Raw genomic sequence first — 22646 nt, forward strand, 5'->3', positions numbered from 1 at the left:
TGAAAAAATCAGCGCACCGTCGGCGCAGCTGGCATCACCTGTTCACCGACACAAACCCCGCGCAACTGCGTCTCGAACTGCTCGATCACCGATGGCCAGCCCTGGCGACTGGCATGCTGGCGCGCATTGAGCCGCACACAACGCAAGGTTTCACGCTCCTCCAGCAGCCACCGGGCCGCGTCGCAGAACGCCTCTTCATCCCCCGGCATGGCCAGCACGCCGTTGTGACCGTGACGGATGTGTTGCGCCGCCGCGGCCTGATCATAGGCCACCACACCCAACCCGGACGCCAGCGCCTCCAGCACGACATTGCCGAAGGTTTCGGTCAGGCTCGGAAAGACGAATACATCCCCGGACGCATAGTGGCAGGCCAGCGATTCGCCACGCTGGGCCCCACAAAAGATCGCGTCGGGCAGTTCCTGTTGCAGCGCGGCCCGTTGTGGACCGTCGCCTACTACCACCAGTTTCAGCCGCCGCTCCGGGAAAGCGCTGCACAGTGTGTTGAAACTGCGTTTGAGCAGACCCAGGTTCTTCTCCGACGCCAGACGCCCGACGTGGATCAGCGCAATATCGTCATCGCCCAAGCCCCAGGCCTCACGCAGGGTTGTCGAGCGTTTGATCGGATGGAACAGTTGGCTGTCCACACCGCGGGACAACAGCGCCACGCGCTCGAAATGCCGGCGTTCCAGCTCTATGCGCTGGCTGAGGCTCGGCACCAGGGTCAGGCTGGAGCTGTTGTGGAACCAGCGCAGGTAATGGGTGAGGACACGACTCAACAACCCGAGGCCATACTGCTGGGTGTATTGCTGGAAATTGGTGTGGAAGCCACTGACCACCGAGATGCCCAGGCGCCGGGCCGCCCGCAATGCCGATAAACCCAGCGGCCCTTCCGTGGCGATATACAGCACGTCCGGGCGATGACGTTTCCAGCGCCGCAGCAGCTTGTGCATCGAAGCCTGGCCCCACTGCAAGCCCGGATACCCCGGTAGCGGCCAGCCTCGGCACAGCAACAACTGCTCGTCGCTGGCCTGGCGTTGGTCGCCAGCCTGACGGGGCCGTATCAATTCCACCTGATGCCCGCGAGCGCGCAAGCCGTCGCACAGGCGGCCCAGGGTATTGGCCACGCCATTGATTTCCGGCGGGAAGGTTTCGGTGATGAGGGTGATATGCAGGTGTGTGCTCATGACCCCAGTGTCGACCGGGGCCATTTCGCCATTGTGACGCTTGAATGATGGATTTGTGACAGGTCAGCCTTGGCGGGCCAGCGCGGTCTCGGCGCCTTGCTCGCGCACCCAGAACAAGGTCGCGCCGGCTACCGCTGCCGGCATCATCAGGATGTTGACCACCGGGATCAGCAGCACCAGGTACACGCTGCCGCCAAAACCCAGGCTCTGCCAGCGTTTTTCCCGCAGCCAGGCGAGCATTTCGTTCCAGCCCAGCTTGTGGTTGTCCGCCGGGTAGTCGATGTACTGGATCGCCATCATCCACACCCCGAACAGCAGCCATAACGGCGCGGCGACGATATTGATCACCGGAATGAAGGACAGCACCAGCAGGCCCAGGGCGCGGGGCAGGAAGTAGCCGAGCTTGCGTGCCTCCCGGGCCAAGGTGCGAGGGATCATGGCGATCAACTCGCCCCAGCTGAAGGCCGGGAAGTCGTCGGTGCCACGGATCACCACTTCGACTTTCTCGGCGAGAAAACCGTTGAACGGCGCGGCGATGACATTGGCGAGCATGGTGAAGGTGAAAAACACCATCAGCACCACAAGCACCACGAACAGCGGCCACAGGACATAGTTGAGAAAGCTCAGCCAATCCGGTAACGACGGCATCAGCGTGTCGACCCATAGGCTGAACTGATGGCCGGCCAGGTAGATCAATCCGACGAACAGCACCAGGTTGATCACCAATGGCAACAGCACAAACAAGCGCAGACCCGGGCTTAAGACCAGTTTGAGTCCTTCTCGCAAATATTGCGGGCCGGACAGGACGGGGGCGGGCATAAGAGGCTCCGAGCGAAGATGAACGCGCCGACCATACCGGCTTTGCCGGGCTCGGGAAAGCATCGACATGGCGTGTAACAACGTTTGCCGAGTTTATTGAACTGACGGATCTGGATAGAGCTCACCTATGAGCTGGATTGTTAAACCGTATTTCCTTAATCTTCGCTCCCTCGATACGCTGCACCCATTCTTTTCAGGACTGTCGAACCCAAGCCTTCCCCAAGTGCGTCAACAGTCCCTTTTATTCGCGCCGCTCACCCGGCGTTCCGGCCCGCAAGGTCCGGTCAACAGGAGCAGGTCATGTCTGAAGTGCGTCATTCGCGAGTGATTATTCTCGGTTCCGGCCCTGCCGGTTACAGCGCTGCGGTGTATGCCGCCCGTGCCAACCTCAAGCCGTTGCTGATTACCGGCATGCAAGCCGGCGGTCAATTGACCACCACCACCGAAGTCGACAACTGGCCGGGCGACGTCCACGGTCTGACCGGCCCGGTGTTGATGGAGCGTATGAAAGAGCACGCCGAGCGCTTCGAGACCGAGATTGTTTTCGACCACATCAATGCCGTGGACTTCGCCGCCAAGCCGTACACCCTGACCGGTGACAGCGCGACCTACACCTGTGATGCCCTGATCATTGCAACCGGTGCCAGCGCTCGTTACCTGGGCCTGCCATCGGAAGAAGCCTTCATGGGCAAAGGCGTTTCCGCCTGCGCCACTTGCGACGGCTTCTTCTACCGCAACAAGCCAGTGGCTGTGGTGGGTGGCGGTAACACCGCCGTCGAGGAAGCCCTGTACCTGGCCAACATCGCCAGCACGGTCACCCTGATCCACCGTCGCGAAACCTTCCGCGCCGAGAAGATCCTGATCGACAAGCTCAATGCCCGTGTGGCTGAAGGCAAGATCATCCTCAAGCTCAACGCCACCCTGGATGAAGTGCTGGGCGACAACATGGGCGTAACCGGTGCCCGTCTGAAGAACAACGACGGCAGCTTTGACGAGATCAAAGTCGACGGCGTATTCATCGCCATCGGCCACACCCCGAACACCTCGTTGTTCGAAGGCCAACTGGAACTCAAGGACGGCTACCTGGTGGTCAAGGGCGGCCGCGACGGCAACGCCACCGCCACCAGCGTCGAAGGTATCTTCGCGGCCGGCGACGTGGCAGACCACGTCTACCGTCAGGCGATTACCTCGGCGGGTGCCGGTTGCATGGCAGCCCTGGACACCGAGCGTTACCTGGATGGTCTGCAGAACGCTTCGTTCTGATCCGTCGCGCATGAAAAAACCGGCTTCGGCCGGTTTTTTTATGCCTGGATATCTGCCGGCGACCCCCTGTGGGAGCGAGCTTGCTCGCGATGGCGTCAGGTCAGTCGACATTGATGGTGATTGATACACCGTCATCGCGAGCAAGCTCGCTCCCACAGGTTTTTTGTGTGGTCAGAAACAGCGCATTTCAGGCCAACTTCGCCAGGCAAGCCTCCAGAATATCCAACCCTTCCTCCAACACCGCCGCCTCGGTCGTCAACGGCGCCAGCAGCCGAATGATGTGCCGCGATTTACCGCTGGGCATCAGCAACAAACCAGACTCCCGCGCCAAGGCCAGCAATTGTGTCAATTGTGCCGAGGCCGGGCTGCCGTCGGCATGGGCCAGTTCGATGCCGCGCATTGCCCCGACGCCAGTCAGGCGGCCCAGGTAAGGGGACAGCCCGCGACTGCGCCATGACGCGTAGCGGCTGACTATCGCCTCTTCCTGTTGCGTGCCCCAGGCTTGCAGGTTTGCGTCGGTCATTTCCTCCAGGGTTGCCAATGCGGCGGCGCAGGCGATGGGATTGCCTGAGTAAGTGCCGCCCAAGCCACCTTTGGGCAGATTGTCCAGCAGTGCCTTGCGCCCCACTACGGCGCCCAGGGGGACGCCGCCGGCAATGCTTTTACCCAGCAGGATCAGGTCCGGCTCGATGCCCAGTCGCGAGAACGCAAAGCGCTGGCCGGTGCGACCGAAGCCGGACTGGATTTCATCGATGATCAGCACGATACCTTTCTCGTCGCAGAACTGCCGCAGGGCCTGGGCGAAGGCAATATCCATCGGCAGGAAACCGGCTTCGCCCTGCACCGGTTCGACGATGAAACACGCCACGTCATTTACGTCGATCTCGACGCTGAACAACCGCTCCATGGCCTTCAACGCTTCTTCGCAGGTGACGCCGTTGTCCTTGCTGGGGTAGGGCAGGTGATAGACCGGTCCGGGCAGTACGCCGACTTTCTGTTTGTAGGGCGCGACCTTGCCGTTGAGATTGAGAGTGGCCAGGGTTCTGCCGTGGAAGCCGCCATCAAAGGCGATGACGGCCGTGCGCCCCGTGGCGCCGCGCACGATCTTCAAGGCGTTTTCCGCGGCTTCGGCGCCGCTGTTGGTGAGCATGCCGCTGACCGGGTAATCCACCGGGATAAATGCTGCCAGACGCTCCATCAATTCGATGTAGGGTGCGTGCGGGGCGGCGTTGAAGGCGTAGTGCGTCAGCCGGGTTGCCTGTTCGCGGATGGCTTCGACGACACGGGGATGGCAGTGGCCAAGGTTCAACACGCCGATGCCGCCCACGAAATCGATGTAGCGTTTGCCGTCGGTGTCCCAGACCTCGGCATTTTTGCCGTGGCTGAGGCTGACAGGGTGCACGGTGGAAATCGATTGGCTGATGGTTTCACTGCTCATGGATGACGGCTCGGAGGAAGGAAAGATTCCCTTTATCTAAGCCGCGAGCAGAGGTGGCCGGCAAACGAAATAAAGTTGCCGGGTCAATCTTAAAAGTCGGGATGTGAGATCAGTGAGTCTGGCGAGAACTGTTTCTGTGGCGAGGGAGCTTGCTCCCGCTGGACTGCGCAGCAGTCCCAAATCAGCACGCCTGGTGCATCAGTTCACATGCCGGGGCCGTCTGGGGGCTACTTCGCAGCCCAGCGGGAGCAAGCTCCCTCGCCACAGAAAAGCGGACCTCGGCACAGAGGGGAGGCGCGTTGGGTCAGCGCCGCCGCAACGGCTGAGTCTCGAACTTCACACCCGCCAAGCCATGGGCCATCAGCGCCCGGATATTGCCGTGGTCGCTGCCCTCAGGCGTGGCCAGTACCGACCGGTAATGTTCGCCGAACGCCAGCAGCGCTTCTTCAGCGCTCAAGCCTTCGAGCAGGGCCAGGCCCAGGGTCTTGCAGGAACCTTCGTTCTGCCCGGCGGCGTTGTCGACGTCACCGTTTTTAAAAGGCTGAGGCTGGTAGTCGTAGCCGGCGGCGATAAAGGCCAGGGTGTCGGCAAAAATGTGTTCGCCGCTCTTGAGGCTGGCGCGCAGGGTGTTCAGGTCAGGCATCGGGTTTTCCTTTGGCGAACGCCGCTTGCTGTTCGGCGCTGGCTTCTTGCTGGTATTGGGCTTTCCACTCGGCGTAGGGCATGCCGTAAACCACTTCGCGGGCGTCATCGAGGCTGACCTCGATCTGGCGTTCATCGGCAGCTGCCTTGTACCACTTGGACAGGCAGTTACGGCAGAAGCCGGCGAGGTTCATCAGGTCGATATTCTGCACATCCTTGCGGCTGTCCAGGTGGGCAACCAGCCGACGGAAAGCGGCGGCTTCAAGTTCGAGGCGTTGTTGGTCGTTCATGGTGGTCTCTGCGAGACAGCTTCAAGTGGCAAGCTTCAAGCTGCAAGTGGGTTTGCGGTCATCAGGCTTGAAGCTTACAGCTTGTAGCTTTTAGCGGCTACGAAGTAGCCCGGCTGGCGGCGAGCGTAATCGATACCGACTCGGCAAATCGCAAGGCGTGGGGCTTGTCGACTTCGACTTCGGCATACAGCACCGATTCGTTGGCCATGACCAGATCGAGCAGTTCCTGGGTCAGGCGTTCGAGCAGGGCGAAACGGTTGCCTTCCACGTGGGCGATGATCGCCTTGGTGATGGTGCGGTAGTTCAGAGCGTGGTCGATGTCGTTGTCGCGCACCGCATCCTGGGCCGCGTAGAGGATGGTCAGGTTGATCAACACATCCTGTTTGTTGAGGATTTCGTCCTCGTTGATGCCAATGAACGTGCGCAAGCGCAAGTCCTTGACCTTGATGCGCGCCATGGCGGGTTGAAGTTGTGGCATTTACTTGCTCCGTCGAATCAATTGCAGGAACTCCTGGCGGGTGGTGCTGGATTCGCGAAAGACGCCGAGCATCACCGAGGTGTTCATGGTCGAGTTCTGTTTTTCGACACCGCGCATCATCATGCACATGTGCTGGGCTTCGATCACCACCGCAACGCCGGCGGCCTGGGTGACCTGCTGCACCGCGTCGGCAATTTGCCGGGTGAGGTTTTCCTGGATTTGCAGGCGGCGGGCGAACATGTCCACCAGCCGGGCGATCTTCGACAGCCCCAGGACCTTGCCCGTAGGAATATAAGCCACATGAGCCTTGCCAATGAAGGGCAGCAGATGATGTTCGCACAGGGAATAGAGTTCGATGTCGGCGACGATCACCATTTCATCGCTGTCGGAGGCGAACAGGGCGCCGTTGACGATCTGTTCGACGCTTTGTTCATAGCCGTGACAAAGGTACTGCATGGCCTTGGCCGCGCGCACCGGAGTATCCAGCAGGCCTTCGCGTTCCGGGTCTTCACCCAGGCCGATGAGGATCTCGCGATAGTTCTGGGGCGATAGCGCCATGGTGCATCCTCGAAGCAAGGCTATTTGACGTGCCGGCCGCCGTTGACGGTCAGGGTCGTGCCGGTGACGTAGGGGTTGTCCAGCAGATAACGCAGGCTCTGATAGATCACTTCGCTGCCGGGCTCGATGCCCAGTGCGGACTTGGCCAGGGCCTTGGCACGGTAGGCCGCGTCGTCTTCGGGATTGAACAGTAGCAGGGCCGGGGCAATTGCGTTGACCTTGATGTGTGGCGCGTATTTCGCCGCGAACGACAGGGTCAGGCTTTCGAGCCCGGCCTTGGTGGCGCAATAGGCGATATGCCGGCTGCTGCCCTTGCGCGTGACGTCATCGCTGATATGCACGATATCCGCCGGGGTTGAGCGTTGCAGCAGCTCGGCACACTGCAGGTTGATCAGGTAGGGGGCGAGCATGTGCACGGCGAACATGGCGTTGAACGCAGCGGCTTCGTGGCCGGGCGTCTCGGTCAGCCACGCCGAGGCGTTGTGGACGATGGCGCGCAATCGGTCGGTGTGCTGCTTGAGCTGATCAATGAAGGCCGAAATCCCGGTTTCATTGGAAAAGTCAGCGAACAGCACGATCGCCCCCAGATCCCGCAACGCCTGCACGCCCGGGCGCTCGGTGCGGAAAGTGGCGATTACCGGATGACCGTCTTCGAGCAATCGACGGGCGCAGTGCAAACCGACGCGCTGGGCTGCGCCAGTGATCAGGATCGGAGCGGTGGCGCTGGGCATAGGAAGGCTCGGTTCACGGCAATCGCAAAACTATAACAGCGACGCAAGGTGGCGACGACTCTGTGGGAGCAAGCCCGCTCCCACAGTGACCCTTGTTGAACGCGAACGCTGCGGCCGACGAGAGCGGCCCGGCATCACTGATTCTGCGTAGCCGGCTTGGCTGGCAGTGCTTTGGGCGCTGCACCGTTCAACCAACCCGCCAGCAGGTGAGTCGACATCGGAATAAACAGGTAGACCATCAATGGCGTCAGAATGAGTGTGCTGATCAGCACGCGGCTCATCATTCCCAGCTCACTGAGCAATGGCCCCAGCAGAAAGTTGAACAGCAGCGACACCGGAAAGAACGCGAGCCAGATGGCCACGGCCTGTTTCCAGCGCGGTGGCCGTTGATCGCCGGCGCCAAACCAACCGTCGATACCGCGCACCCTGTGTTCCGAAGGGTGGGCAAACAGCTCGCTGCCTCGCGCCAGCCACGCCGTGCGCGAGGCCGAGTGCTCCCAGGCATGCAGGGTCTGCTCGTCGGCAAAGCGGAAAATAATCTGGAATTCATCGCTCTGAGGCGGTGGCGCGAGTACACCGGAACCCAGGTAGCCGGGAAAGTCGGTGGCCAATTGTTCGCCTTCGCGCAACCAGACGATCAGGTCCTGATAGCGCCCATTGGCGACACGACGGGCCACCATCAAGGTGACGGGTGAGGTAGACATTATGTATCTCCGTAAAACAGGTGCGGTACTCCGGGTAGGAGATTCGCGGGAACGCCCCAGGGTGGTGGGGCGCGTCCGTTCGCCAAAAAGCACGCAAGGTTTATTCCTTCTTGAGTGAAAAGCAACAAAATCGCGCATCAGTGGTGTTTGTTCTTGTCATCCTATGACTCAGAGGGAGTACACTGGGATCCAATTTGCCAGCCGGATTTGTCTGCCAAAATGAGCGTAATCACAGAGGATAACTTCGTTTTCCAGGCATCCACTGCCTTGAGACAGGAGGAACTGTTCCCCATTCGCGAAGTTGCGCGGTTGACCGGCGTGAACCCCGTGACCTTGCGCGCGTGGGAGCGTCGCTACGGTCTGATCCAACCCACGCGCACTGAAAGCGGGCATCGCTTGTACTCCGTCGGCGATATCGAAAAGGTGCGCAGCATCCTCGCCTGGATTGAGCGCGGGGTGGCCGTGAGCAAAGTGGGAAAGATCCTGACCAAGACCGAATCGGTGCAACCGGTTTCCGCGCTTATTTCCTCAGATCTGGTGAAAGCCGACTATGCCCAGTGGCAACAACAGGTGGCTGGCGCGGTTGGCAACTTTGACGATATAGAGCTGGACCGTCTCTACGGGCAGATATTTTCCACCTACGCCGTGCCGATCGTATTTCAGGACATCCTGATGCCGGTCTGGCGACAGTTGCAGCAACGCCAGCAGGAGTTCGGACAAACCAGCGAATGGGTGTTTTTCGATGGGTTCCTGCGCTCACGCATCATCCAGCGACTCCTGCTCAAGCGCGAAGCCCAGTCGCGACGGGTGTTGGTCGTGGGCATTGTCGGTCAATGTCGAGAGCTGGAGTTGCTGGTCACGGCGCTGTTCGTCTCCAAGGCGGAAGTCGGCGTCAGGGTGTTGACCATTGGGCTGCCATTCGACGAACTGACCCTGGTGTGCCAAAAGGTCCAGCCGTTGGCGTTGGTGCTGGTTTCCAACCATGCACCGCCTGCCGAGTTACCTAAGCGCCTGAACAAGTTGGCGATGGGCCTGGACTGCCCGCTGATGCTGGCCGGTGACGCGTCCGATCTGCTTCAGGACAGCCTCGCCGGGTCGTCGATCGGTTGCTTGGGCAGTGAAGGGACCTTGATACATCAGCGGTTGCGACAGCTATTGGCGGGAAATCTGGATACCTGATAACCGGCAGGTCAAGCCGTGCACTAACTAGATGTGCATGGCCGGATGGGTCAGACGGTGTTGCTGAAGGATGTATTGGCGCAGGCGCTCGGTCTCATCCTCGTCATTCTGGCTCAGGTGGTAGGCGTATAAGCCCTGATCGGTTTCCCGTTCCAGTGTGCCGCGCAAGGAAATCCTTTCATAACCTGACGGGCTGAACCACAAGGCAAATTGCTTTGGCGGCTTGGTCCGACTGCGGTTTTGCAACAGGATTCCTTTGCAGGACACCTCATGGGCCCAGAGCGGCCCGGGCAGGCCTTTGGCATTTTCCAGCGCCACCGGCTCGTCAAGCGTGAGGCGCCATGGCCGAATTTTCGGCCCATCTTCGTAGATGCTGGGCACACCCAGACGCAGGTGCATTGCGTGGAATTCGTCTTCCACCAGGTGCAACGGAAAAGTCATTTGCTGGTTTTCGAAGTTGGCTTGCAGCGTCACCTGTTCGTTGGCCGCCAGACGCGTCAGCAAGTCACGAATCTGCGACCCGCCGTTTACCAGCAAGCTCGACGTTACATCCCGCTCGTTGAGTTGCGGGTTGTGCTGCATGGTCCGGATGAAATCCAATTCATCCTGCGTCAGTAGGGCGTCGCGCTGCATGATGTGCTCGAAAAGAGGATTTACACTTTCACTGGTGATTGTAGTGACTGACCGCTAATTCGCCGGTTTGTTTGCGCCGTTCGTCGCTTCGAGTCGGGCAATGGTTGCTCGTGCTTCGGCCAGCTCCTTTTCCAGCTGGGCGACGCGTTGCTGAGCCTTGACCTGAGCGGTCACGTCTTTTTGCACGCCCACGAAATAAGTGCGTCCGTCAGCCTCGTTTTTCACCGTCGACAGAGACAACTCATTCCAGAAAGGGCTGCCGTCCTTGCGGTAGTTGCGCAGAATCTCCCGGCAGGCACCGTTCTGCTTGAGGGCCGTGCGAATCTGCTCCAGGGCCGGCTGGTCGCGATCACCTGACTGCAGGAATCGGCAATCCTGATAAAGAATCTCTTCACTGCTGTAGCCGGTCAGCCGTTCGAAAGCCGGGTTTACGTAGATCAGGATATTGTCTTCATCGCCTTCTTTTTCAGCGATGACAATGCCGTCGTTCGAGGCGTTGATGACCAGTTGCATCAGTTGAGCATTAATCATGGGCGACATCCCTTGAACATCCCTGTGTGCGCTGCATTTTAGAAGAACCTACCGCGATGTCTACTGGCCATTATTGGATGTTGAGAGTCAATCGCAGCGTTGCGTCTGAGCCTGCTACTATCGCCGCTCTTTTTTATTCAGGTTCAGGATCAGATTGATGAAAGTCGCCATCCTTTCGGGTTCCGTCTACGGGACCGCCGAAGAAGTCGCTCGGCACGCCGCCAAACTGCTCGGTGAAGCGGGTTTTGAAACGCTGCACAACCCGCGCGCAAGCCTTGCGGACATTCAGGCGTTTGGCCCGGCGGCCTTGCTGGCCGTGACTTCCACGACGGGCATGGGAGAGTTGCCGGACAACTTGATGCCCTTATATTCGACGATTCGCGACCAATTGCCAGCCTCTTTTCGTGACCTGCCGGGTGCCGTGATAGGCCTGGGAGACGCCAGTTATGGCGATACCTTCTGCGGCGGTGGCGAGCAGATGCGCGAGTTGTTCGCCGAGCTGGGCGTGCGCGAGGTATTGCCCATGTTGCGTCTGGATGCCAGCGAAAGCGTCACCCCGGAAACCGATGCCGAACCTTGGCTGGAGGCGTTGATCGACGCGCTGCGTCGCTAACGCAATGTGAGGTGAACGGCCACCCCCGGATGACTCGCTCGGCCAGTAAGCTGGCTGCCAATGCAACTACCGACCTCGCGGGAGCTGACTAGACTGGTTAGCTTGTTCATGACTGTTTCAGAACAAGCACCTATAACTAGAAAGCAGAGGTCAGAGCCGTGAGCGTAGCGCCCGTCCCATCGACACTCAGCATCAAGGATCAGGTCAGTGCCGCCGAATGGCAAACTCGCGTCGATCTGGCCGCCTGTTACCGGCTAGTCGCCCTGTATGGCTGGGATGACCTGATTTTCACGCATATATCCGCCAAGGTGCCCGGGACCGATGATTTTTTGATCAACCCGTTCGGGTTGATGTTTCATGAGGTCACCGCCTCGAGCCTGGTCAAGGTCGATCAGGCCGGCAACAAGCTGATGGACAGCCCCTACGAGATCAATCCGGCCGGTTATACCATCCACAGTGCGGTGCATGAGGTGCGGCACGATGTGGTGTGTGTGCTGCATACCCACACGGCGGCCGGCGTTGCTGTGTCGGCACAGAAGCAGGGTGTGTTGCCTATCAGCCAGCAATCGTTGTTCGTATTGTCGAGTCTGGCGTATCACGCCTATGAAGGCGTGGCCCTCAATCACGAAGAGAAGGCCCGCCTGCAGGCGGATCTGGGCGCCAATAATTTCCTGATGCTGCACAATCACGGTCTGCTGACCTGCGGCGGCACCATTGCCGACACCTTCCTGATGATGTTCACCTTCCAGCGAGCCTGTGACATCCAGGTCCTGGCGCTCAACGGTGGGGCTGAACTGATCGCCATCGAGCCGCAGATACTGGCCGGCGCCCGGGCGATGATTGCCGGGGTGACCAAAAGCGCCCAAGGCATGGGAGGCGCGCTGGCATGGCCGGCGTTGCTGCGCAAGCTGGATCAACAAGATTCGGGTTATAGATGCTGATGCCTCTGGTCCAGATTCCCCTGCGTATTTGGCGCCAGCGCGGCCAGACATTGATGTTCCGTGGCCACGCTATCCGGTATTGGGTGGCGGGGCACGGCGAGCCGTTGTTGCTGATCCATGGTTTCCCCACCGCCAGTTGGGACTGGCATTACCTGTGGCAGCCGCTGGCACAGCGTTATCGGGTGATCGCCTGTGACATGCTCGGTTTTGGCGACTCGGCCAAGCCGACGGATCATGTCTACAGCCTGTTGGAGCAGGCTGACCTGCAGCAGGCTTTGCTGGCACATTTGAATGTGAAGCAAGCCGTGCATGTACTGGCCCATGATTATGGTGACAGCGTGGCCCAGGAACTGATCGCCCGTCACTACGAGGCGCGCATCGAACTCGCCAGTTGTGTCTTTCTCAACGGCGGTCTGTTTCCCGAAACCCATCGTCCGGTGCTGATGCAAAAACTGTTGCTCAGCCCCTTGGGCTGGCTACTGGGCCGAGCTTTTTCCCGAGAAGGCCTGGTCAAGAGTTTTCGCCAGATATTCGGCCCCAGGACTGGCCCGACCGAAAGCGAGCTGGACGATTACTGGAGCCTGGTCGAAACCCATCACGGACCGCGGATCATGCACAAACTCATTGCCTACATTCCCGAACGGCGTGTGCAGCGTGACCGCTGGGTGCAGGCCATGCAGCGCGGCGAGGTGGCGCTACGGGTGATCGACGGCGCGGTCGATCCGATTTCCGGTGAACACATGGTGGCGCGCTACGAGGCGCTGATCCCCAACCCCGACACCGTACTGCTGCCCGACATCGGCCACTACCCGCACACCGAAGCCCCGGTGCAGGTACTCAAGCATTACCTGGAGTTTCGCGAAAACATGGCCGCACCGGTCAGGCAGGTGGTCTGCTCATAACTGCTGAAGGTTGGAGCACTATCGCGAGCAGGCTCGCTCCCACAGAGAGGCGAGTCTACGCAGGCCTGTGTGGGAGCGAGCCTGCTCGCGATGGCAGCGACTCGGTCCCGCCTCTGGTGAGGGTCACGGAGCCCACAGCAGATCCGGCTCGTATCATCCCCTCACCTTATTGGCCACCATTCACTTGCAACCCTGTTGATTGTGACCAACCGCCCTGTGCCCGACACTCGGGGCATTGTCCTATTGCCTGCTGGAGTTCTGCCCATGAGTGAATCTGTGCGCTTCGAAGATAAAGTCGTGATCGTCACGGGAGCTGGCGGTGGCCTGGGGCGAGCCCATGCCCTGTTGTTCGCCAGACAGGGGGCCAAAGTGCTGGTCAACGACCTCGGCGGCTCTGCCCAGGGAGAAGGGGCCAACGCCTCGGCGGCGGATCGGGTGGTCGCTGAAATTCGCCAAGCCGGCGGCATTGCCGAAGCGAACCACGACTCCGTCACCGATGGCGACAAGCTTGTTCAAAACGCGCTCGACGTGTTTGGCCGGGTCGATGTAGTGGTCAACAACGCCGGGATCCTGCGGGACAAGACCTTCCACAAAATGGAGGACGCCGACTGGGACCTGGTCTACCGCGTCCATGTCGAGGGCGCCTACAAAGTCACCCGCGCCGCCTGGCCACACCTGCGTGAGCAGAATTACGGGCGGGTGATCTTTACGGCCTCCACGTCCGGCATCTACGGCAACTTCGGTCAATCCAACTACGGCATGGCCAAGCTCGGCCTTTATGGCCTGACGCGCACTCTGGCCATCGAAGGTCGCAAGAACAATATTCTGGTCAATGCCATCGCGCCCACCGGTGGCACCCGCATGACCGAAGGCCTGATCCCGCCGCAGGTGTTCGAACAGCTCAAGCCTGAACTCGTCAGCCCGTTGGTGGTGTACCTGGCCAGCGAGACCTGCCAGGAAACCTCCGGGTTGTTCGAAGTGGGCGGCGGCTGGATGGGCAAGGTGCGTTGGGAGCGCAGCCTGGGTGCCGGCTTCGATCCAAACAAAGGTTTCTCGCCCGAAGACGTCGCGGCCCACTGGCAGCAAATCTGTGATTTCGAGGGTGCGGTACACCCCAATGACAACCTTGAAGCGTTGAAGGAAATGATGGCGAACTTGCAGCGCTACACCGTTTGACCTTGCGGCCTCGACCCGTTGTCGTCAGACGCGGCAACGGTGGTCAGGGGACGTATTTCTTCACCAGCGCCGCCAGATTCGCGGCAGTCTCGATGTCCATCACACCGTCGTATTTCGCTGGACGAAAGTGCAGCTGAAAGGCTCGCACCAAACGCTGAAAACCCGCACTTGTGGCAGCTGCCGACGTGTCATACCCATATTTGCGGAACAAGCCGAGCAGTTGCTCGCGAGTCGGCAGGCCGTTGCATTGGTAGGCGCGGGTGTAAGCTTTCTGCGTGGGTTCATCGAACCATGCGCCGATGCCCTTCAGATACAGCGTATGCCAAGGGAACATCGGGCCGGGATCGCTTTTCCTGCCAGCAGCAATATCCGAGTGTCCCACCACATTGACCGGGCTGATGTCCGGATAGCGCTTGAGGATGTTCAACGCCAGGTATTCGATCGCCTCGACTTGCTGAGGTTGATAAGGCGGGAAAGTGAATTGCCCGTGGTTATCGGTGGCCAGGTTGACGATTTCAACACCGATCGAGGTGTCGTTCAGATTCGTGCGACCACCCCAACTGCTCACCCCCGCGTGCCAGGCTCGTTGGTTCTCGTCGACCAGATTGAAAATCTGCGGTTCCTGGAAACCTGCTTTCAAGTAACTCGGGTCGCTGAAGTCCGGGATGAGGTAGTGGGCGCTGACAGAGGAACCGGTCAGTGCGTTGATGGAGGATGAAAAGTTCGCGGCGGTGTAATGAAAGACTAGAAAACGAATTCTATTGTTGAAGCCTTTTACCGAGCGATAGCTGTTGTAGTTGATAAGTGTCATAAAAACTCACTGAGGTTTAAAGTCAAAACAGAATGCTGTGACTGACATTCAGCCTAACAGTGAGTTTTTGATGGGGCCGTAGTGGGATTCTTGCTTTGTTGTAGGAACAGGCGTTTGGATGTCCGGGAATTGATCGTTAATGGGAGTGGGGTTTGTTCGCTATTTCTTATGGCGGGCTCTGGCAGTATTGTAGGAATCGAGAAGCTTTAGTTGAGGGTGAGCCTAAATATTAAAAGGTAGCAGTTTAAGTGTGGCGCTGTTTTCGCTGATTAAATGATTCTTCCCGTCTATCTCGCGCAACTCAACATCCAGGCAAAGCGCTCGGCGGACCACTCCTTGCGGTCTGACACTTGGCCATCGCCCAGTTCGATCACCCGCATTACACCGTCTGACCTGAGCGCTATGTCGATCGAGAAAAAAGGACTGTCGATCAGCTGTGCGCATTCGGTCACTAATTCGGGCACTTCATCGGTGGCGCCATAAGCCTGGCCGTGGAGCACAAAGTAGCGACGCTCGGTTTCTTCGAGGTATTCCTCTCGTCGTCTGACACATATACCGCCTTCTATCTGCCCGCGATACTGACGCATGGCCCCAACCAGCGGCGCTATGTCTTCGGGAGTGTCCACCAGGCTGCCTCCACTGGTGTTAAGTGACTTTACGTAGTCCTTGATGAAGTAGCCCGGCCATTGCAACCCTTGGAGGGCCTGATTGAAGTTTGCATCACTGGCCAGTACCACGGTTTCGCTCGTACAGGCAGCCAGCAACGGATACCACTGCGGCAAGTGATGACAATTTTGGTATTGCGTGGCGTTGGTCACCTCAATGGCACCTTTGTCGCGCATGTGCATAACCAACGCAGCATAAGCGTCAGGCGTCAGCATCCACCCCCGGTACAAAATGCAGTCGCCGGGCGTGAGGGGTACAGAAGTCTTGAAAGTCCCTGCTTCGAAATCTTCAAAAGAGAACAGCGCGGTCTGTAGTCCGGTGGTCACTACTGCGTCGTACTCTTCCATGTACTGTTCATCGGGGCGTTTTTTATCAAACGGATCGCTAGGGTAGAGAAGATACATATCGCTTTCTCGATTTACTCAGTGTCGCGTTTTCGGTGGTTTTTGATGTGTCGCTTAGACATCATTGCGTTGATGTTATTGATGTTGTAAATCTCACTGCTCAGGTTTATGTATTGTTTGTGGTGTGTTGATTTCCTTTTCGATACGTGCATTTCAAATGTCCCTGCCAGTACTCACTGTTTTCAGCCGTGCATGTTCATTTATTCGTCACCATCAAGGCGGCGAAAAAGACTATAAGTTCGATTGCATTGGCTGGGCAGGTGAGAGATTCCGACCATGTTGTAGGAATCGAGAAGTTTCACGCAGGAAATCAACCCACATAAAAAAGGCCGCTGCAAAAAGCAGCGGCCTGAAAATGACGTTGCAAAAGGAGCAGAAAACCAACGTCAGTGAACACGGGAGGTGATGGACCGATGCGCCAATCCATCCGAATGACGGTGCGCCGGTCGCGAGGGACGCGATGGCGGCTTGTGCCTGCAGGCCCGTTGCCCTGAAAGCCCGGCCAGCATAGGGATTGGCCATCGTCGGAAACAGCCCGGATCCGGACATGCACCGTTGCAGGGCGCGCAACAGTTAACAGGCCCGATGAATATGCGCGGCGCTGATGACCCATCATCCAGTGCGTCCATGCGCGGCGCAAAGCCCCGTATTCCATGACCTGTAATCCTTTCGGGGTACAGCGCGAATACCTCCTTGGTGCGCTTATCGCCCATGTCGTGCGGCAGTAGGGTGAAGGCTCTGTCACTCACCGGGGAAGACGCATGACAACAATAACAATGCGCGCCATCTTCAAACCGCAGGCGCTGGCCGTCGCGGTGGCCTTGGGTTGCTCTGCCCAGGCGCAGGCCGTTTCATTCAATATTGGCGAGATCGAGGGGCAGTTCGACTCCTCGTTGTCCGTGGGCGCGAGCTGGGGCATGCGCGACGCCGACCGGGACTTGGTCGGCAGCGTCAACGGCGGTACGGGGCAGTCGTCCACCGGTGACGATGGGCGGCTGAACTTCAAGAAGGGCGATACCTTTTCCAAGATATTCAAAGGCCTGCACGATCTCGAACTCAAGTACGGTGATACTGGCGTGTTCGTGCGCGGCAAGTATTGGTATGACTTCGAACTCAAGGACGAAAACCGGCCGTTCAAGGACATCAGCGACAGCAACCGCAAGGAAGGCTCCAAGTCGTCAGGGGCGCAGCTTCTCGATGCGTTTGTCTATCACAATTACTCCATCGCCGACTTGCCGGGTACGGTGCGTGCGGGCAAGCAGGTGGTCAGTTGGGGTGAAAGTACCTTCATCGGCAACTCCATCAACAGCATCAACCCGGTGGACGTCTCCGCGTTCCGCCGGCCGGGTGCCGAGATCAAGGAAGGCCTGATCCCGGTGAACATGCTGTTCGCCTCCCAGGGCTTGACCGACAAGCTCACCATCGAAGGTTTCTACCAACTGGAATGGGATCAGACGGTCGTCGATAACTGCGGCACTTTCTTTGGCAACGACGTGGTGGCCGATGGCTGCACCAGCGGTTACACCGTGGGCAGCCCGGCGATTGCGCCATTCGTACCATTGACTCAGGCCTTTGGCCAAGGCATCCAGGTGAATGACGAAGGCGTTGTCATTGCTCGCAGCGGTGACCGTGACGCCCGTGATTCCGGCCAGTGGGGCACGGCGTTGCGCTGGCTCGGTGACGACACCGAGTACGGCCTGTACTTCATGAACTACCACAGCCGCACGCCAACCGTGGGCACCACCACCGCCGGCCTGTCTACATTGTCGGCATTGCCGGGAATGGTCGCGATTGCAGAAGGGCTTGCCCCTGGCAGCGGTTCGGGGCTGGCGCAAAGCGTGATGCTGGGGCGCGGTCAGTATTACCTTGAATACCCCGAGGACATCCGTCTGTACGGTGCCAGCTTCGCCACCACGCTGCCTACCGGCACCGCGTGGACCGGGGAAATCAGCTACCGCCCCAACGCACCTGTGCAGCTCAACACCAACGATCTGACCCTGGCCTTGCTCAACCCGATCGCAGGCGGTGCAGCTTCGCCCATCGCGACCTCGCCCGGGGCCGATAACACCGGTTATCGTCGTAAGGAATTGACCCAGATCCAGAGCACCCTGACACACTTCTTCGACCAGGTGCTGGGCGCTGATCGCCTGACCGTGGTGGGCGAGGCGGCGGTGGTGCACGTCGGTGGCCTGGAATCCAAGGACAAGCTGCGTTATGGCCGTGACTCGGTCTACGGCCAGTACGGGTTTGGCGGTGACACCGACGGCTTCGTCACCTCGACCTCGTGGGGCTATCGCGCCCGGGCAATTCTTGACTACTCCAACGTCGTTGCCGGTATCAACTTCAAGCCCAACGTCTCCTGGTCCCATGACGTAGCCGGCTACGGCCCCAACGGCTTGTTCAACGAAGGCGCCAAGGCCATCAGCCTGGGTGTCGATGCCGACTACCGCAACACCTATACCGCCAGCCTGAGTTACACCGACTTTTTCGGCGGCGACTACAACGTCCTCGAAGACCGCGACTTCCTCGCGTTGAGCTTTGGCGTGAACTTCTGATCTGGCTGACAAGGAAAAACCAATGCGCAAGATGATTCTGCAATGCGGCGCCCTGGCCCTGAGCCTGCTGGCCGCGAACGTGATGGCGGCAGTTTCGCCGGATGAAGCAAACAAATTGGGCACCAGCCTTACGCCGCTGGGCGCGGAAAAGGCAGGCAATGCCGATGGCTCGATTCCGGCCTGGACCGGTGGCATCGCCAAAAACGCCGGGGCGGTGGACAGCAAAGGCTTTCTGGCCGATCCCTTTGCCGGGGAAAAACCGCTGTTCACCATCACCGCCGAGACCGTGGACAAGTACAAGGACAAGCTTTCCGAAGGCCAGATAGCGATGTTCAAGCGCTATCCGCAAACCTACAAGATTCCGGTCTATCCGACCCATCGTAGTGTCTCGCTACCGCCCGAGATCTACGAGTCGGCCAAGCGCAGCGCCCTCAACGTCACCACCATCAATGACGGCAACGGCCTGGCCAATTTCACCGGTAACCGTTACTACGCATTCCCGATCCCCAAGAACGGCGTGGAAGTGCTGTGGAACCACGTCACCCGCTATCACGGCGGCAACGTGCGGCGCATCATCACCCAGGCCACCCCACAAACCAACGGCAGCTTCACACCGATCCGCTTCGAAGAAGAGATCGCCGTGCCGTTTCTGATCAAAGACGCCGATCCGGAAAAGGCCAGCAATGTGCTGACCTACTTCAAACAGTCGGTCACCGCGCCGGCACGTCTGGCCGGTAACGTGCTGCTGGTGCATGAAACGCTTGACCAGGTGAAGGAGCCGCGCCTGGCCTGGATCTACAACGCCGGCCAGCGCCGTGTGCGTCGCGCCCCGCAAGTGGCCTACGACGGCCCGGGCACCGCCGCTGACGGGTTGCGTACCTCCGATAACTTCGACCTGTTCTCCGGCGCGCCGGACCGCTACGACTGGAAGTTGGTGGGGAAGAAGGAAATGTACATCCCCTACAACAGCTACAAACTGGATTCCCCCAGCCTCAAGTATGACGACGTGATCAAGGCCGGCCACATCAATCAGGATCTGACCCGCTATGAACTGCATCGGGTCTGGGAAGTGGTCGGTACGGTCAAGCCAAACGAACGTCACATCTACGCCAAGCGCCACATGTATTTCGATGAAGACAGCTGGCAGGCGGCACTGGTGGATCACTACGACGGTCGCGGTCAACTGTGGCGGGTGGCCGAAGGTCATGCCCAGTTCTACTACGCCAACCAGAATCCGGGCTACACCCTTGAGGCGCTCTACGACATCATCGCCGGCCGCTACATCGCGCTGGGGATGAAGAACGAAGAGAAGCGCAGCTACGAGTACGGTTTCGAAGCCAGGGCTGCGGACTTCACGCCAGCGGCGCTGCGCTCGACGGGGGTTCGTTAAGACCCGGCGGTTTGAAGCTGACTGTGGCTGACGTTAGATAATCGTGAGGACCGGCAATCGATTTGCCGGTCTTTTTTTATGGGCGCCAATCAGCGCGCTGAATACTTCTCCAAAGGTGAGCGCCACAGGACTAGGGTGATGAAACAATAATAAACTGGACTTCGCACATGACCGCCATGACCCCGTGTCCGGACCGTCCTGGATTGCTGCCCCGCCTGTCTTCGACCCATGTGCCGCGCAGGTCCTTGAGCGAGCCCTTGCTGGCCTCCGAGGCGCGGGTAAAACTGCTTTGCGCACCGGCGGGCAGTGGCAAGAGTGCGTTGTTCGCTGAGTGTTTCCTGCAAGCCCCCGCCGCTTGCCGGCTGCATTGGTTGCCGCTTGGGGGCGCAACGCTGGACGCGGCGCAAATGTGCGAGCGTCTGGCGCAGACCCTCGGGCTGCCGTTGCTGGATGAAGGGGGGCTGCTGGCTCACCTGGCGGGCTTGCAAGCACCGACCTGGCTGTTCCTGGATGATTACTGTCGGGTACCCAACCCCGAGCTGGATCAGTTTCTCGATCGTCTGTTGAGCATCAGCAGTCCGGCGCTTCACCTTTGGTTGAATGGTCGTCGCCGTCCTCACTGTAACTGGCCGCGCCTGCTACTTGATGACGAACTGCATGAATTCGATGCCCAGGCGCTGGTCTTCACCCATGACGATGTCCAGCAGTTGCTCAAACATTTGCCCGGTCCCCAGGGCGCTCGCACCGCGCGCGAGGTGATACAGCGCAGTGGCGGTTGGTGCGCCGGGGTGCGCATCGCCCTGCTTGAACGTTGTGAATGGGCGCGCAGCCACGCGTCGCCGGGGCGACCCGGGACCCTGCATGACTACCTTGAATATGAGCTGTTCAGTACGCTGACCCCGGACCTGGCGCAGGCCTGGCGAGTGCTGGCGCATCTGCCGCGCTTCAATGCCCGGCTCTGCGAGCATCTGTTTGGTGACACGGTGGGCGCCGAATGCCTGCCCTTGTTGTTGGACCTGGGCTGTTTTATCGAACCGTGGGAGCAGTCTTCGGACTGGTTGCAGATTTTCCCGGCGCTGGCTCGACTGGTGCGTGACGAGCCCTGGCCGCAGGGACGCTCCTGGCATCGCCGGGCTTGCCAGTGGTTTGCCGCCGAGCAGGATTGGCAAATGGCATTCGAGCAGGCCATGCAAGCGCAAGAGTTCGAGGCTGCCGTCAGTTTCCTGCAGCATCTGAATTTTGAACACGTACTGCAGCGCAGCAACGTGACGCTGTTGCTGAAGCTGCATGATCAACAAGGTGAAGCGCTGACACTCGGTACACCGCAATCGGTGGGGTTGGTCACGGCTGCGTTGCTATTCGCCGGACGCTTCGATCAGGCATCGGTGTGCATCGACCAACTGGCCAGGTTCATGCCGCAACCTTCGGCCTGCCTGCAGCGGCAACTGCTGGCCCGGTGGCAGGTTCTGCTGGGCTGGCTGCTGCACCTTTCGGGGGATGGCGAGCAGTCCCGCGAGCACTTGCTCCAGGCCCAGGCGAGCCTCGACCCAGAGGCCTGGGCCTTGCGCCTGTTGTGCCAGTTGGGGCTGACACAGCAGGCACTGCTCAAGGGGGAACTGGCCACTGCGCAATGGATCAACCGCCAGGCCCTGTGCCTGGCGCGCGCCCAAGGCTCACTGGTCTTCGAGGGCTTGCTGGAACTGGATCACGCCCAAGTCCTGGAGCAACGCGGCGCTCCTCACCGGGCCGATCATCTGTTGAGCGCAGTTCAGGGGTTGCTCGATAAGCCTGGCCAGGACTTTTCTGCCTTGCTGGGACGTATTGCCTTGCGCCGTGGCCGTCTGGCTTTGCGCATGGGGTTGGCCGAGCAGGCTGCCGAGCAGTTCCAGGCGGGCCTGGAAACGGGCCTGCATTGCCAGGACAAACAAGTGCTTTATGGTTTTCTCGGCAAGGCCACCCTGGCGGCCAATGGTGGCGACTATGGCGAGGCTTTCCTGCAACTGCGCGATGCCGAGCGGATCATGCAACAGCGGCACATCCCCGACACGGTGTACCGTGGCGTGCTGTTGCAAACCAGTTGCCAGTTCTGGCTGCAACAGGGACGCCCGGAACTGGCTCACGAGGCCCTGACCCGGGTCTTGCGTCACTTTCACGGGCCGCAGGCCAAGCATGCCCCACCTGCGACCCTGGAGTTGATTCCGCGACTTGAGTACCTGTTGGTACTGACCGAGGTTTATCTGCATCGGGCGCAAGACCCGCAAGCGCAACTCAAGGCAATGATCGCCCGGGCACAGCACTGTGAAATGCATGGCCTGGAGACCGAACTGTATCTGGCGCTGGCTGAAGTCGTCTGGCTGTCTGCTGATCGTTTCCAGGCACGATCGCTCGTGCAAGAGGGCCTCAAGCGAGTTGCCTGTTGGCGCGCCCAGCAAGCCTTGTGCGAGTTACGCGCACGTCAGCCCGATCTGTTGGGCTGGGCGCAATCGGCTGAGCACATCGAGCAGCCGGCGGTGGCAGTCGAAGACACGTTGTTGAGTCATCGGGAGTTGGAAGTGCTGGAGCTCATTGCGCAGGGCTATTCAAATCAGCAGATTGCCGAACGTTTGTTCATATCCTTGCACACGGTAAAAACCCATTCGCGGCGGATACACAGCAAGTTAGGCGTTCAGCGGCGCACGCAGGCGGTCGCCAAGGCCAAAGTCATGGGCGTGATGAGATAAAGAATTCCCAAGGGCAAG

The 22646-nt window shown here is 59.6% G+C and carries 22 protein-coding genes; 9 read left to right on the plus strand and 13 right to left on the minus strand.

Annotated elements, in window-relative coordinates; all coding sequences use genetic code 11:
- Window positions 1–8: 8 nt before the first annotated feature.
- Window positions 9–1208, minus strand: coding sequence for a glycosyltransferase family 4 protein (locus T3A99_RS16670; protein WP_047228642.1), 1200 nt, complete (start codon window positions 1206–1208; stop codon window positions 9–11).
- A 39-nt stretch (window positions 1209–1247) separates the two neighbouring features.
- Window positions 1248–2003, minus strand: a complete 756-nt coding sequence (cysZ, locus tag T3A99_RS16675; RefSeq protein WP_047228641.1) for a sulfate transporter CysZ — start codon at window positions 2001–2003, stop codon at window positions 1248–1250.
- A 300-nt stretch (window positions 2004–2303) separates the two neighbouring features.
- On the opposite strand from cysZ, the gene trxB reads away from it, so the two are divergent.
- Window positions 2304–3266, plus strand: a complete 963-nt coding sequence (gene trxB, locus T3A99_RS16680) for a thioredoxin-disulfide reductase (RefSeq protein WP_047228640.1) — start codon at window positions 2304–2306, stop codon at window positions 3264–3266.
- A 187-nt stretch (window positions 3267–3453) separates the two neighbouring features.
- Here trxB and T3A99_RS16685 read toward each other — a convergent pair whose 3' ends face one another.
- From T3A99_RS16685 to T3A99_RS16715, 7 genes are all read right to left on the minus strand, one after another.
- Complete coding sequence (locus T3A99_RS16685) at window positions 3454–4704, minus strand: aspartate aminotransferase family protein (RefSeq protein WP_322834581.1); 1251 nt, start codon at window positions 4702–4704, stop codon at window positions 3454–3456.
- A 304-nt stretch (window positions 4705–5008) separates the two neighbouring features.
- Window positions 5009–5347, minus strand: coding sequence for a HopJ type III effector protein (locus T3A99_RS16690; RefSeq protein WP_322834582.1), 339 nt, complete (start codon window positions 5345–5347; stop codon window positions 5009–5011).
- Window positions 5340–5636, minus strand: coding sequence for a DUF1244 domain-containing protein (locus tag T3A99_RS16695; protein WP_076383573.1), 297 nt, complete (start codon window positions 5634–5636; stop codon window positions 5340–5342). Before T3A99_RS16695 ends, T3A99_RS16690 begins: the two co-directional genes overlap by 8 nt.
- Before the next feature lie 97 nt (window positions 5637–5733).
- Complete coding sequence (folX, locus tag T3A99_RS16700) at window positions 5734–6114, minus strand: dihydroneopterin triphosphate 2'-epimerase (RefSeq protein WP_047228636.1); 381 nt, start codon at window positions 6112–6114, stop codon at window positions 5734–5736.
- Window positions 6115–6672, minus strand: coding sequence for a GTP cyclohydrolase I FolE (gene folE / locus T3A99_RS16705; protein WP_047228635.1), 558 nt, complete (start codon window positions 6670–6672; stop codon window positions 6115–6117).
- Between the two features lie 20 nt (window positions 6673–6692).
- Window positions 6693–7403 carry a dihydromonapterin reductase gene (gene folM / locus T3A99_RS16710; protein ID WP_076383574.1) on the minus strand — a complete coding sequence of 237 codons (711 nt, stop codon included), beginning with the start codon at window positions 7401–7403 and terminating at the stop codon, window positions 6693–6695.
- A 134-nt stretch (window positions 7404–7537) separates the two neighbouring features.
- Window positions 7538–8107, minus strand: a complete 570-nt coding sequence (locus T3A99_RS16715; protein WP_047228633.1) for an antibiotic biosynthesis monooxygenase — start codon at window positions 8105–8107, stop codon at window positions 7538–7540.
- A gap of 219 nt (window positions 8108–8326) precedes the next feature.
- On the opposite strand from T3A99_RS16715, the gene T3A99_RS16720 reads away from it, so the two are divergent.
- A complete protein-coding gene (locus T3A99_RS16720; protein WP_322834583.1) occupies window positions 8327–9286 on the plus strand; it encodes a MerR family transcriptional regulator in 960 nt (319 codons plus the stop codon).
- 27 nt (window positions 9287–9313) lie between these two features.
- On the opposite strand, the gene T3A99_RS16725 is transcribed toward T3A99_RS16720, so the two are convergent.
- Both T3A99_RS16725 and T3A99_RS16730 read right to left on the minus strand, forming a co-directional pair.
- Entirely contained in the window at window positions 9314–9919 is a 606-nt protein-coding gene (locus T3A99_RS16725; RefSeq protein ID WP_047228631.1) for a hypothetical protein, read from the minus strand.
- A gap of 54 nt (window positions 9920–9973) precedes the next feature.
- Entirely contained in the window at window positions 9974–10450 is a 477-nt protein-coding gene (locus T3A99_RS16730) for a PAS domain-containing protein (RefSeq protein WP_047228630.1), read from the minus strand.
- 157 nt (window positions 10451–10607) lie between these two features.
- Here T3A99_RS16730 and T3A99_RS16735 point away from each other — a divergent pair, with 157 nt between their 5' ends.
- From T3A99_RS16735 to T3A99_RS16750, 4 genes are all read left to right on the plus strand, one after another.
- Window positions 10608–11063: a flavodoxin gene (locus T3A99_RS16735; protein ID WP_047228629.1), complete on the plus strand. Its 456-nt coding sequence runs from the start codon at window positions 10608–10610 to the stop codon at window positions 11061–11063.
- Between the two features lie 158 nt (window positions 11064–11221).
- Window positions 11222–12004 carry a class II aldolase/adducin family protein gene (locus T3A99_RS16740; RefSeq protein ID WP_047228628.1) on the plus strand — a complete coding sequence of 261 codons (783 nt, stop codon included), beginning with the start codon at window positions 11222–11224 and terminating at the stop codon, window positions 12002–12004.
- Window positions 12004–12906: an alpha/beta fold hydrolase gene (locus tag T3A99_RS16745; protein ID WP_139049181.1), complete on the plus strand. Its 903-nt coding sequence runs from the start codon at window positions 12004–12006 to the stop codon at window positions 12904–12906. Before T3A99_RS16740 ends, T3A99_RS16745 begins: the two co-directional genes overlap by 1 nt.
- Before the next feature lie 264 nt (window positions 12907–13170).
- Window positions 13171–14082, plus strand: coding sequence for an SDR family oxidoreductase (locus T3A99_RS16750; RefSeq protein ID WP_076383577.1), 912 nt, complete (start codon window positions 13171–13173; stop codon window positions 14080–14082).
- Window positions 14083–14125: 43 nt separating this feature from the next.
- On the opposite strand, the gene T3A99_RS16755 is transcribed toward T3A99_RS16750, so the two are convergent.
- Together T3A99_RS16755 and T3A99_RS16760 are read right to left on the minus strand one after the other, a co-directional pair.
- Window positions 14126–14893, minus strand: coding sequence for an N-acetylmuramoyl-L-alanine amidase (locus T3A99_RS16755; protein ID WP_047228626.1), 768 nt, complete (start codon window positions 14891–14893; stop codon window positions 14126–14128).
- A 287-nt stretch (window positions 14894–15180) separates the two neighbouring features.
- Complete coding sequence (locus tag T3A99_RS16760; protein ID WP_322834584.1) at window positions 15181–15963, minus strand: ATP-grasp domain-containing protein; 783 nt, start codon at window positions 15961–15963, stop codon at window positions 15181–15183.
- A 761-nt stretch (window positions 15964–16724) separates the two neighbouring features.
- Between T3A99_RS16760 and T3A99_RS16765 the strand changes: the two genes are divergently transcribed.
- The 3 genes from T3A99_RS16765 (at window position 16725) to T3A99_RS16775 (ending at window position 22628) form a co-directional block, all read left to right on the plus strand.
- Window positions 16725–18518 (plus strand): DUF1302 domain-containing protein, encoded by a 1794-nt coding sequence (locus T3A99_RS16765; RefSeq protein WP_107321887.1) that lies wholly within the window; start codon window positions 16725–16727, stop codon window positions 18516–18518.
- A gap of 22 nt (window positions 18519–18540) precedes the next feature.
- Window positions 18541–19908 (plus strand): DUF1329 domain-containing protein, encoded by a 1368-nt coding sequence (locus T3A99_RS16770; protein WP_076383580.1) that lies wholly within the window; start codon window positions 18541–18543, stop codon window positions 19906–19908.
- Window positions 19909–20075: 167 nt separating this feature from the next.
- The gene (locus T3A99_RS16775) at window positions 20076–22628 is read left to right on the plus strand and encodes a helix-turn-helix transcriptional regulator (protein WP_322834585.1); all 2553 of its coding nucleotides are present in this window, start codon (window positions 20076–20078) and stop codon (window positions 22626–22628) included.
- Window positions 22629–22646 lie beyond the last annotated feature (18 nt).

The sequence above is a fragment of the Pseudomonas sp. N-137 genome (assembly GCF_034555295.1).
GTDB classification, from domain to species: domain Bacteria; phylum Pseudomonadota; class Gammaproteobacteria; order Pseudomonadales; family Pseudomonadaceae; genus Aquipseudomonas; species Aquipseudomonas rhizophila.

Coding starts and splice junctions, on each gene's coding strand:
- T3A99_RS16670 (WP_047228642.1), bottom strand. CDS start 1,208: ATGGCCCCGGTCGACACTGGGGTCATGAGCACACACCTGCATATCACC.
- cysZ (WP_047228641.1), bottom strand. CDS start 2,003: ATGCCCGCCCCCGTCCTGTCCGGCCCGCAATATTTGCGAGAAGGACTC.
- trxB (WP_047228640.1), top strand. CDS start 2,304: ATGTCTGAAGTGCGTCATTCGCGAGTGATTATTCTCGGTTCCGGCCCT.
- T3A99_RS16685 (WP_322834581.1), bottom strand. CDS start 4,704: ATGAGCAGTGAAACCATCAGCCAATCGATTTCCACCGTGCACCCTGTC.
- T3A99_RS16690 (WP_322834582.1), bottom strand. CDS start 5,347: ATGCCTGACCTGAACACCCTGCGCGCCAGCCTCAAGAGCGGCGAACAC.
- T3A99_RS16695 (WP_076383573.1), bottom strand. CDS start 5,636: ATGAACGACCAACAACGCCTCGAACTTGAAGCCGCCGCTTTCCGTCGG.
- folX (WP_047228636.1), bottom strand. CDS start 6,114: ATGCCACAACTTCAACCCGCCATGGCGCGCATCAAGGTCAAGGACTTG.
- folE (WP_047228635.1), bottom strand. CDS start 6,672: ATGGCGCTATCGCCCCAGAACTATCGCGAGATCCTCATCGGCCTGGGT.
- folM (WP_076383574.1), bottom strand. CDS start 7,403: ATGCCCAGCGCCACCGCTCCGATCCTGATCACTGGCGCAGCCCAGCGC.
- T3A99_RS16715 (WP_047228633.1), bottom strand. CDS start 8,107: ATGTCTACCTCACCCGTCACCTTGATGGTGGCCCGTCGTGTCGCCAAT.
- T3A99_RS16720 (WP_322834583.1), top strand. CDS start 8,327: ATGAGCGTAATCACAGAGGATAACTTCGTTTTCCAGGCATCCACTGCC.
- T3A99_RS16725 (WP_047228631.1), bottom strand. CDS start 9,919: ATGCAGCGCGACGCCCTACTGACGCAGGATGAATTGGATTTCATCCGG.
- T3A99_RS16730 (WP_047228630.1), bottom strand. CDS start 10,450: ATGATTAATGCTCAACTGATGCAACTGGTCATCAACGCCTCGAACGAC.
- T3A99_RS16735 (WP_047228629.1), top strand. CDS start 10,608: ATGAAAGTCGCCATCCTTTCGGGTTCCGTCTACGGGACCGCCGAAGAA.
- T3A99_RS16745 (WP_139049181.1), top strand. CDS start 12,004: ATGCCTCTGGTCCAGATTCCCCTGCGTATTTGGCGCCAGCGCGGCCAG.
- T3A99_RS16750 (WP_076383577.1), top strand. CDS start 13,171: ATGAGTGAATCTGTGCGCTTCGAAGATAAAGTCGTGATCGTCACGGGA.
- T3A99_RS16755 (WP_047228626.1), bottom strand. CDS start 14,893: ATGACACTTATCAACTACAACAGCTATCGCTCGGTAAAAGGCTTCAAC.
- T3A99_RS16760 (WP_322834584.1), bottom strand. CDS start 15,963: ATGTATCTTCTCTACCCTAGCGATCCGTTTGATAAAAAACGCCCCGAT.
- T3A99_RS16765 (WP_107321887.1), top strand. CDS start 16,725: ATGACAACAATAACAATGCGCGCCATCTTCAAACCGCAGGCGCTGGCC.
- T3A99_RS16770 (WP_076383580.1), top strand. CDS start 18,541: ATGCGCAAGATGATTCTGCAATGCGGCGCCCTGGCCCTGAGCCTGCTG.
- T3A99_RS16775 (WP_322834585.1), top strand. CDS start 20,076: ATGACCGCCATGACCCCGTGTCCGGACCGTCCTGGATTGCTGCCCCGC.